Below are 9,935 nucleotides of genomic sequence, written 5' to 3' on the forward strand. Positions count from 1 at the left end.
TCATGCCCTCCGTGTCGTGGTCGATCTCAGCGCGGCGCCCAGCAGGCGCCGCGCCGCGCGTATCAGCCGCCGCAGCGGTCCCGGCGGCGGCTGCCGGGTCACCTCGACGCGGCCGCGGCCCGTGGTGAGCAGCAGCGGGAGCCCGAGGACGCGGTCGCCGGCCACCCGCAGCCCCGTCCGCCACCTGCCGCCGCGCAGCTCGTCGAGCGGCACCTCGCTCGACAGCAGCGCGCGGACGCCGTCGGCCGGGGTCAGCACGGCCGGCCGGTCGACGGCGCGGCCCGAGGCGGTGGTGAGCCGGAGGGTGGCCTCGGTGCTGTCCGGCACGTACAGCGGCAGCGCGACGGTGAGCGTCTCGGTGTCGGAGACCGCCGCGTCCGCCGCGGTGAGCCCGTGCACCCCGAGGGCCTTCGCGGCGCGGTCGACGTCCAGGGAGAGGTTGCGGTACTGCTTCGTCCAGTAGGGCAGGACGACGCGGCCCGCGACGACTCCGGCCGGCGGCAGTACGGGCCCCTGCGCCGGGGCGGGGCCCAGGCGGCACTCCTTGGTCCAGCCGCCCAGCCCGACGCGCGCGTACAGGTCCCACAGGCCGCCGTGCAGCGGGTCGCCGCCGGCCGCCGTGCCGGGGTCCACCGTCGCCGTGGCGCGCAGCACGAGCCGGACCGCGCCGTCGGCGGCGGGAACCCGCTCGCGGGTGACCGCCACAGGCTGGAAGAAGGAGGCCCCGCTCTCCCGGTCCCGCAGGATCAGGTCGGCGGTGGCCTTCCCGAGGCCCTCGGCGGCGGCCGCGCCCAGCCAGGCCACGGCCTGCGCGAGGTCGCCGGGCGCACCGTCCGCGGGAGGCGGCGGCGCGTCGGCGGGGACGGTCAGCGGGCCCGCCGCCGTGGCGTACTCCGCGGTGAGGTCCACCCGCAGGGCGCCGTCCTGCCACTCGACGGCGACCGGAACGGCCGTGGGCCGCACGCCGCTCTCCCACTCGGCGTAGGCGACCAGGTCGTCGTAGCGGTTCTCGCGGATCAGCGCGGCGACGAACCGCTGGCCCGGCCGCAGCCCGCGGGCGACCCCGGGGCCGAAGCGCTCGACGGCCACCGCGTGCATCTCGCGCAGCAGCGCGCGCCGGTAGTCGTCGGGCATCGCCAGCAGCCGGCGACCGCTCATCCGGTCCACCATCTCCACGCGCAGCCAGCGGCGCAGCAGCCTGTCGCGCAGCGGGCCGGGCTCGGTGTACCGCTCGACCACGTCGAGGGCCTCGCGCAGGTTCGCGAAGTAGCCGGCGGGGTCGAAGCGCTGGAAGCCGGCGTTGGAGTCGTCGTCGCGCTTGACGTGGTAGTAGCAGACGTAGTCGCTGAGCACGCTGACGTTGCCGGCGCGCAGATACGCCTCGGTGACGAAGACGTGGTCCTCCAGGCGCCGCCGGCCCTCGGGGAAGCGCAGTCCGGTGCGGTCCAGGAAGGAGCGCCGGAGCATCTTGTGCGGGGTGAGGCTGTCGATCAGCGGGGCGTTCTCGACGGTGGCCCGGGGGTGGTTGCGCCGGAACAGCTCCACCGGCACCGGGCGGCCCTTCCCGGCCATCTTGCCGACGATCACGTCGGCCTTGTTCGCGACGCCGTACTCGTACATCCGCTCCAGGGCCTCGTCACCGAGCTGGTCGTCGTTGTCGACGAACATCACGAACTCGCCGCGGGAGGCCTCGATGCCGACGTTGCGGGGCTTGCCGGACCAGCCCGAGTTCTCCTGGTGGACGACCCTGACGTGCGGGTGCCGGGCGGCCAGCGCGTCGAGCCGGGCCGGGGTGGCGTCGGTGGAGCCGTCGTCCACGAAGATCACTTCGTACTCGTCGTCGGGCAGCGACTGGCGCAGCAGCGAGGAGACGCAGTCCTCGAGGTACGGTCCCGGGTTGTAGACGGGGACGACGACGCTGACCTTGACCGGCATCCGGTTCCAAGCCCCCTTTGTTCGCCTGCCGTTGCCGCGGTGGCACGGTGTGCGTTGGCCGAATGCTAACCCGGCCCCTTGCGCGGATGTGTGCGCACCCCCGCGGCAAGGGACCGGGCCGGCCGGCGTCAGCCGTGGGTCTTGGCGAGCAGCTCCAGGATCTCGGCCGTCGTGCCGGACTCGCCGAGCCGCGGGAAGATCCGCTCGACGCTGTTCGCGTGCGCCTCGGCGTCGGAGTCGGCCATGGCGTCCGTGGCGAGGGCGACGTGGTAGCCGTGGGCGTAGGCGTCCCGGGCGGTGGACTCGACGCCGATGCTGGTGGCGATGCCGGTCAGCACGATCTGGGTGATGCCGCGGCGGCGCAGCTGCACGTCCAGGTCGGTGCCGTGGAAGGCGCTCCAGTTGTGCTTGGTGACGTGGATGTCGCCGGGGTTGCCGGCCAGTTCGTCGACGATGACGTCCCAGCCCTCCGGGAAGGCGAGCCCGCGTGCCTGGCGCTCGGTGCGGCCGGGAAGGGCGTCGGCCCCGTCGGCGGCGAAGGAGACCCGGACCAGGACCACGGGCAGGCCGTGGGAGCGGAACGCGTCGGCGAGTTCGGCCGTGCGGGAGACGACCTCCGGTCCGGAGTACGGCTGGGTGGGCATGGCCGCGATGCCGTTCTGCAGGTCGATCGCGACGAGGGCGGTGCGGGGGTCGAGCGTGGTGAGCGACATGAGTCGGTCAGGCCTTTCGAGGGGTGAGCCGGCCGAGGGAACGGTCCGGCAGGGTCGTCGCCAGCAACAGCGCGGAGCCGGCGAGCATGAACAGGGCCAGGCCGTGCAGCCCGGCCGTGTCGGCGCGGTGCGGGAAGAACGCCGCGGTGGCGGCGGTGGCGCCCAGCGCGCCGAGGTACATGAAGGTCCGCAGCAGTCCGGCCGCGGAGCCGATCCGCTCCGGGTCGGCCTGCCGGTACAGGGCGTTCTGGGTGGCGAGCCCGATCAGGCCCTGCGGTATGCCGAGCAGTGCGCCCGCCAGGAGCAGCAGCCACAGCGGGCTGTCCGCGTGGATCAGCAGCAGCACGGCGCTGCCCGCGATCTGCAGCGCGGAGCCGGCGAGCAGCTTGGCGCGCACCGCCTCGCGGCGCCCGGTGAGCGTGGAGACGGTGAGCGCGGCCAGCGACAGCGGCACCAGCGCGAGGCCGGCGCGGGAGGCGCCCAGCCCGCGGCCCTGCTCCAGCCACTGCGTGTAGCCGTACATGAAGGCGTAGGAGGTGGTGTAGGCGAGCAGCTGGCGCAGGTAGGTGGCGAGCAGCGGGCCGTTGCCGCCGAGGACCCGCAGGTCGACGAACGGGTCCGGCGCCCGCAGCTCGCGCGCGGCGAACACCGCGCCGGCGGCGGCGCAGAGCACCGGCAGGTACCAGCGGTCGGCCCGCGGGTCCATCAGGAACAGCATCAGGGCGACCAGCAGCGCGGCGAACAGCGCCATGCCGGGCACGTCCACCGCGCGCCGTCGGGTCTCGCTCCGGGGCAGCCGCAGCGTGCCGAGCACCAGACAGGCCGCGGACAGCGGCACGTTCACGGTGAACACCGCACGCCAGCCGCCCAGGCCGATGAGCAGGCCGCCGAGGGCGGGTCCGACGACGGCCACCGTCTGGTTGGCGACGGCGAGCGCGGTCAGCACGCCGGCCGGGCTGTCCTGCCCGGTGCGTTCGGCCTCGCCGCGGGTCAGCCGCATCGCCGCCGGGTACGCCGCCGAGGTCCCGAGGCCCAGCAGCACCCGGGCGGCGATCAGCGCGCCGAGGGAGGGCGCCAGCGCGCCCAGCAGCCCGGCCACGCCGACGAGCGCGGTGCCGGCGAGGTAGAGCCTGCGCGGGCCGTACATGTCGACCAGGCGCCCGATGACGGGCTGGCCGACGGCGGTGGCCAGGTAGAGCGCGGTGACCAGCCACACGGTCTCGGCGGGCGGAGCCCCGAAGGCGATGCCGATCGGCACCAGCGCCACGGCGATCATCGACGAGTTGATCGGGTTCAGGACCGAGCCGAGGACCATCGGCGGGACGAGCCGGCGGTCGAAGGCGGTGGGGGAGGGGCGGGTGGTCCGGGCCGTGTGGGGGGTGCGGAAGGTGAGGCGCTGTATCACGGCCGGGACAGCCGTTCCAGCAGCTGCAGGGCCTCGAGGACGGTCTCGCGCTCGGCGTCGTCGAACCGGTCCTGGAAGGCGCGGGCCAGCCATTCCTCGCGCACCTGCCGGTTGCCCTCGACGCGGGCGCGGCCGGAGTCGGTCAGGGTGACCAGCTGGCGGCGGCCGTCGTCCGGGTCGGGGGCGCGGCGGATCAGGCCGTGCTGCTCCAGTGCGGCCAGCGTGGTGGCCATGGACTGCGGGCGCACGCCCTCGGCTGAGGCCAGCGCGCTGGCCGTGGCCGCGCCGTGCTTGCCGACGAGGGTGAGCGCGGACTCCTGGGACGGAGACAGGTCCGCGTCCTGGGCGATCTCCCGGATGCGGCGGCGCAGCCGGCTGAACACCACCCGCAGGTCGCGTGCGGCGCGGACGGCCGACTCGGAGATCTCATCCATGCCGTCAGCCTAGGGACGTCAGGCACAACTGTCCAGTCAAAACTGTTCAGCCTTACCTGAAGATTCCTCGGGTACTCGCCGGGCGCCGGAACACGGCAGCACGTCGGTGAACTCGAGGAGCTCAGATGACCTCTCCGGACACGCCCGGCCGCACCCGGATCGAGGAGGGTGGCACCGGGCGCCGCGCCCTCGACCTTGCCGAGGTACTGGCGCCCGGAGTCCACGGCAAGGTGCCGAGCGAGCACCCGGAACGCCTGGCCGCACGCCCGACCGGGCCCTCCCGCACGGCCTGCTGGGCGACCGCCGCGAGCGCCGCGTGCCCGGCCGACGCGGGCGCGGCGCTGGGGCGGCGGCGCCGGGCATGAGAGGCCACCTCTGCGCGGAGCGGCGCCCGGACTCCGCTCCAGCGCATGCGAACCACGGCGTCCGGGCGACGGCGTCCGAGCCATCGCATCCGGCGCCCGGGTCGCGGCGTTCAAGTCGCGCATCCGGGCCACGGCATCCGGGCCACGGCGCCCAGCCACCGCATCCGAACCACGGCATCTGAATCACGGCCTCCAAGCCACCGCATCGCAACAGGAGATGATCATGTCCCTCACCGTCGTCATCACCGGGGCCAGCGCCGGCATCGGCCGCGCCACCGCCCGCCTCTACGGCCGGCGCGGGGCGAACGTCGTCCTGGTCGCGCGCGGCGAGGGCGGGCTGGCGGCGGCGGCCGACGAGGTCGCGGCCCTCGGCGGACGCCCCCTGGTGCAACCCGCGGACGTCGCCGACCCGGCGCAGACGGACGCCGTCGCCGAGGCCGCCGAGAAGGAGTTCGGGCCGATCGACGTCTGGATCAACTGCGCCTTCGCCTCCGTGTTCGCGCCCTTCGACGAGATCACCCCCGAGGAGTACCGGCGGATCACCGAGGTGGCCTATCTCGGCTTCGTCAACGGCACCCGGTCCGCCCTCGCCCGCATGCTCCCGCGCGACCGGGGCACGATCGTGCAGGTCGGCTCCGCGCTCGGGGAGCGCTCCATCCCGCTGCAGTCGGCGTACTGCGGCGCCAAGCACGCCATCAACGGGTTCACCTCCTCGCTGCGCACCGAACTGCTGCACCGCGGCAGCCACGTGCACGTCACCGTCGCCCAGATGCCCGCCGTCAACACCCCCCAGTTCGGATGGGTGCGCTCACGCCTGTCCCAGCACCCCATGCCGGTGCCGCCGATCTACCAGCCGGAGGTCGCCGCCCGGGGCGTGGCGTACGCGGCCGACCACCCGCGCCGCAAGCAGTACTACGTCGGCGCCACCACCGTCGCCACCATCTGGGCCAACCGGTTCGCCCCCGCCCTGCTCGACCGCTACCTGGCCCGCACCGGCTTCGACTCCCAGCAGACCGACAGCGTGCCGCCCACCGGCCAGGACAACCTCTTCGAACCGGTCGACCACGGGCCCGCCGACGACCGGGGAGCCCACGGCGCCTTCGACGACAGCGCCCACGGCCGCTCCTGGGAGGAGACCCTGGTCCGGCATCCCGCGGTCACGGCCCTCGGTGCGGGCGCCGCCGTCCTGGGCATGGTCGGCGCTGTCCGCCGCCTGACCTCCTCCTCCGCCTAAGCTGGTGGCGTGCGCCTCCTGCTGATGTCAGACACACACACGCCCCGGCGAGCCAAGCGGCTCCCGGACGAGCTGCTGGCCGAACTCCCGCACGCCGACGTGGTGTTCCACGCCGGGGACTGGGTCGACACCGCCACCCTCGACCTGCTGGAGCGCGGCAGCCGGCGCCTCGTCGGCGTGTACGGCAACAACGACGGCCCCGACCTGCGCGCCCGCCTCCCCGAAGTGGCCCGGGTAGAACTGGGCGGCCTGCGCTTCGGCGTCGTGCACGACACCGGACCCGCCGAGGGCCGCGAGGCACGCTGCGCCGCCCGCTTCCCCGACCTCGACGTGCTGGTCTTCGGCCACAGCCACATCCCGTGGGACAGCACCGCGCCGGGCGGGCTGCGCCTGCTCAACCCCGGCTCCCCGACGGACCGCCGCCGCCAGCCCCACCGCACGTACCTGACGGCCACCGTCGAGGACGGGACGCTCACCGAGGTGACCCTGCACCGTCTGCCGGAGCGGCAGAACACCGTGGGATGATCACCGGATGATCTCCAGCTCCGGCATACCCGACGCCGTACCCGCGGGCCGCATGGCCGACGGCGGCCAGCCCGTCCTCGGCCTGCCCGGCGGACCGGAACTGCGGCCCTGGAGTCCCGACGACGCCGACGCGCTGCTCGCCGCCGGTCAGGACCGGGCGATCCGGCAGTGGAACCTGTTCACCGTGGCCGACCGTGCGGAGGCCGAGCGCCGGATCGCCCGCATGCACGAGCGGTGGCGGGCCGAGACCGGAGCCGTCTGGGCGATCGCCCGGCCCGGCGGCGCGCCGCTCGGCCTCATCGGCCTGAACGACGTCGACCTCGCGGGCGGCGGCGCCGAGATCGTCTACTGGCTGCTCCCCGCGGCACGCGGCGCCGGCCTCGCGGTGACGGCGACCCGGCGGCTCGCCCGGTGGGCCCTGCACGACCTGGGCCTGCACCGCCTGCGGCTGTGCCACTCCACGGCCAACCCCGCCTCCTGCCGGGTGGCCGAACGGGCCGGATTCACCTTCGAGGGCACCATGCGCGGCGCCCTGCGGCACGCCGACGGCTGGCACGACCAGCACCTGCACGCGCGGCTGGCGAGCGACCCCGACTAGCCGGAGGCGCGGGCGCTCTCGGCGCCGCGAAGCGCCCGTGGAGCACGGCTCCCACAGCGGCACCCCTCCTGGGCTGTTGCCGGGGGGCGTGGCGTGGACGCCGGTGACCTCCGAGGGCCGGTACGACGGCCCCGCGCGTAGTGGCGTGGCCCATCGGGTTCTCGCGTCCGGACGGTCTGGCCTCGGGGGCGCCCTCAACGGCGCCGGCGCGTGCGGCCCTTGCGGCCGCGTCGGAGCAGCCGGGTCGCCGCCCACGCCAGCACGGCTGCCGCTGCCGCCAGGGCCGCCGCCCGCTTGGCCACGGGCAGCCCGGCCGTGCGCAGGAGGTCGAGGGGCTCGGCTTCCTCCCGGGGCGGTGACGCGGGCCGTGCCTCCTCGGGCCGTCCGGGTTCCTCCTCGGCGCCCTGCGGCTGCTCGGTCAGCCGGTCCGCCAGGCACGTCGCGAACTGGCCCACCAGCCGGTCGCCCACCTCCGCCAGCACGCCCCGCCCGAACTGCGCGGGGCGCCCGGTCACGGTCAGGTCGGTCCGCACCGACACGGCCGTACCGCCGTCGCGTTCGACGAGCGTGGCGGTGACCGTGGCGCGGGCCGTGCCCTGCCCGCGGGTCTCCCGGCCGCTGGCCACGAGCACCATCCGGTGCGCCGCCTCGTCCTGCTCCTCGAACACCGCGGTGCCCCGGTAGGTCACGGTGACCGGGCCGACCTTCACCTTCACCGAGCCGGTCACGGTCTTGCCGTCGTAGTCCTCCACCGTCGCGCCCGGCAGGCACGGCGCGACACGCTCGATGTCGAGCAACGCGCGCCACGCGTCGTCGACCGGGACGGGGACGGTGAACTCGTGGTTCAGCTCCATCACTTGCTCCTTGGGATCAGGACGCGACGGCCGGGTGGATGGCCCCGGCCGTCGTGGTCAGGGGCGCGCCGCTGCCGCCCCAGCGCAGGGCGACGATCTCGGCGGCGACGGACACGGCGACCTCCTCGGGCGTGCGGGCGCCGAGATCGAGCCCGAGCGGCGAGCGCAGCCGGGCCAGCTCGGCCTCGGTGACTCCGGCCTCCAGGAGCCGCCGGCGCCGCTCGTCGTGGGTGCGGCGGCTGCCCATCGCACCGATGTAGGCGGCCGGCCGGCGCAGCGCCACCTCCAGCAGCGGCACGTCGAACTTCGGGTCGTGGGTGAGGACGCAGAGCACGGTGCGTTCGTCGGTCGCCGTACTGCTCAGATAGCGGTGCGGCCAGTCCACGACGACCTCGACGGCGGCCGGGAAGCGCTTGGGCGTGGCGAACACCGGGCGGGCGTCGCACACCGTGACCCGGTAGCCGAGGAAGTCGCCGATGCGGGCCACCGAGGCCGCGTAGTCGATGGCACCGAAGACCAGCATGCGCGGCGGCGGCGCGAACGACTGCAGGAAGACGGTGACCGCGTCCTCGCGGCGCTCGCCGTGCGCCCCGTAGTGCCGGAGGACCGAGGCGCCGAGCGCGAGTTCGCCGCGCGCGTCCGCGGTGACGGCGACGTCCAGACCGCTCGTGCCGAGCGAGCCCACCGCCCGGTCCGGCCAGACGGCGAGCGCGCTGCCGCGCGGCGCGGGCCCGTCCACCACCGTGGCCACGGTCACCGGCTCGCCCGCCGCGACCGACGCGGCGACCGCGCCGAACCCCGGGTCCGAGGCGGCGGTCACCGGCCGGACCAGCAGGGTGATCTCGCCGCCGCAGGTGAGCCCCACCGCGAACGCGTCCTCGTCGCTGTAGCCGAAGGTCGCGAGCCGTGCCTCGCCGTTCGCCACCACCTCCTGCGCCAGCGAGAACACGGCGCCCTCGACACAGCCCCCGGACACGCTGCCCACGACCTCGTCGTCCGGTCCCACCGCCATGGCCGCACCCGGCCCGCGCGGCGCGCTGCGGCTGACCGCGACCACCGTGGCCAGTCCGAACGGCATCCCGGCCGCATGCCAGCGGGCCAGCGCCGGCAGAATCTCACGCACGATCCGCTCCCTTCACCGCGGCCGCACCGTCCCGCGCCCCGCGCACCACCGCCGCGAGCCGCTCCAGCGCCGCCAGGCTGTGCCCCTCCACGAACGCGTCCACGCTCGGCAGCGCCGCCGCCATGCCGGCCGCCAGCGGCGCATAACCGGGCCGCGCCTTGCGGGGGTTCGCCCAGACCACCTGGTGCGCCAGCGCGTGCAGTCGGCGCATCTGCTGCCCGAGCAGCTCCGGATCGCCGCGCTCCCAGCCGTCCGAGAGCAGCACGACGATCGCGCCGCGCGCCATCCCGCGCTGCCCCCAGCGGTTCAGGAACTCGCGCAGCAGCTCGCCCAGGCGGGTGCCGCCGCGCCAGTCGGGCACGGCCGCCGCGGCGTCGGCCATCGCCAAATCGGGGTCACGGTGCGACAGTTCGCGGGTCACCCGGGTCAGCCGGGTGCCGATGGTGAACACCTCCGTGCGGCCCGAACGCACCGCCGCGTGCGCGAACCGCAGCAGCGCGTCGGCGTACGGCCCCATCGAACCGCTCACGTCGACGAGCAGCACCACCCGGCGGGGCCTCGGCACGCGGGCGTGCCGGCGCAGCAGGGCCGGTTCCCCGCCGCGCCTGAGCAACTCCCGCACCGTACGGCGCGGATCGACCTCTCCGCGCCGGGCGGGCCGCCGCCGCGCCGAGCGACGGGTCTGCCCCTGCAGGGAGAACGCGGCCAGCAGACGGCGCAGTTGGGCCCGCTCGGCCGGGTCCAGCTCG

General features: G+C 75.3%; 11 protein-coding genes. 4 read left to right on the forward strand and 7 right to left on the reverse strand.

Translation table 11 applies throughout. The annotated features are described in order from the left end of the window. From ACLU3S_RS18310 to ACLU3S_RS18325, 4 genes are all read right to left on the reverse strand, one after another. A complete protein-coding gene (locus ACLU3S_RS18310; protein ID WP_413952956.1) occupies positions 1 to 1,935 on the reverse strand; it encodes a glycosyltransferase family 2 protein in 1,935 nt (644 codons plus the stop codon). A 128-nt stretch (positions 1,936 to 2,063) separates the two neighbouring features. Then, positions 2,064 to 2,648, reverse strand: coding sequence for a hydrolase (locus tag ACLU3S_RS18315; protein WP_413952957.1), 585 nt, complete (start codon positions 2,646 to 2,648; stop codon positions 2,064 to 2,066). Between the two features lie 7 nt (positions 2,649 to 2,655). After that, positions 2,656 to 4,053, reverse strand: a complete 1,398-nt coding sequence (locus ACLU3S_RS18320; protein ID WP_413952958.1) for an MFS transporter — start codon at positions 4,051 to 4,053, stop codon at positions 2,656 to 2,658. Then, positions 4,050 to 4,487, reverse strand: a complete 438-nt coding sequence (locus ACLU3S_RS18325) for a MarR family winged helix-turn-helix transcriptional regulator (protein WP_413952959.1) — start codon at positions 4,485 to 4,487, stop codon at positions 4,050 to 4,052. The genes ACLU3S_RS18320 and ACLU3S_RS18325 overlap by 4 nt, the downstream gene beginning before the upstream one ends. Before the next feature lie 125 nt (positions 4,488 to 4,612). Between ACLU3S_RS18325 and ACLU3S_RS18330 the strand changes: the two genes are divergently transcribed. The 4 genes from ACLU3S_RS18330 to ACLU3S_RS18345 all read left to right on the forward strand — a co-directional run bounded on the left by ACLU3S_RS18330 (position 4,613) and on the right by ACLU3S_RS18345 (position 7,209). Then, positions 4,613 to 4,852 (forward strand): hypothetical protein, encoded by a 240-nt coding sequence (locus tag ACLU3S_RS18330; protein WP_413952960.1) that lies wholly within the window; start codon positions 4,613 to 4,615, stop codon positions 4,850 to 4,852. Positions 4,853 to 5,075: 223 nt separating this feature from the next. After that, on the forward strand, positions 5,076 to 6,086 hold the full coding sequence (locus ACLU3S_RS18335) for an SDR family oxidoreductase (RefSeq protein ID WP_413952961.1): 1,011 nt from the start codon (positions 5,076 to 5,078) through the stop codon (positions 6,084 to 6,086). 9 nt (positions 6,087 to 6,095) lie between these two features. Then, positions 6,096 to 6,611 (forward strand): metallophosphoesterase family protein, encoded by a 516-nt coding sequence (locus ACLU3S_RS18340; RefSeq protein ID WP_413952962.1) that lies wholly within the window; start codon positions 6,096 to 6,098, stop codon positions 6,609 to 6,611. Positions 6,612 to 6,618: 7 nt separating this feature from the next. Further along, a complete protein-coding gene (locus ACLU3S_RS18345; protein WP_413952963.1) occupies positions 6,619 to 7,209 on the forward strand; it encodes a GNAT family N-acetyltransferase in 591 nt (196 codons plus the stop codon). A gap of 194 nt (positions 7,210 to 7,403) precedes the next feature. Here the strand turns inward: ACLU3S_RS18345 and ACLU3S_RS18350 are convergent, their stop codons facing one another. The 3 genes from ACLU3S_RS18350 to ACLU3S_RS18360 all read right to left on the reverse strand — a co-directional run. Further along, positions 7,404 to 8,063 carry an SRPBCC family protein gene (locus ACLU3S_RS18350; RefSeq protein WP_413952964.1) on the reverse strand — a complete coding sequence of 220 codons (660 nt, stop codon included), beginning with the start codon at positions 8,061 to 8,063 and terminating at the stop codon, positions 7,404 to 7,406. Positions 8,064 to 8,079: 16 nt separating this feature from the next. Beyond that, positions 8,080 to 9,186, reverse strand: a complete 1,107-nt coding sequence (locus tag ACLU3S_RS18355; RefSeq protein WP_413952965.1) for an XdhC family protein — start codon at positions 9,184 to 9,186, stop codon at positions 8,080 to 8,082. After that, positions 9,179 to 9,935 (reverse strand): VWA domain-containing protein (locus ACLU3S_RS18360; RefSeq protein WP_413952966.1); only part of this gene is annotated, 757 nt, incomplete at its 5' end. The genes ACLU3S_RS18355 and ACLU3S_RS18360, both read right to left, overlap by 8 nt.

It is taken from the genome of Streptomyces sp. AF1A (assembly GCF_047340315.1).
GTDB lineage: Bacteria > Actinomycetota > Actinomycetes > Streptomycetales > Streptomycetaceae > Streptomyces.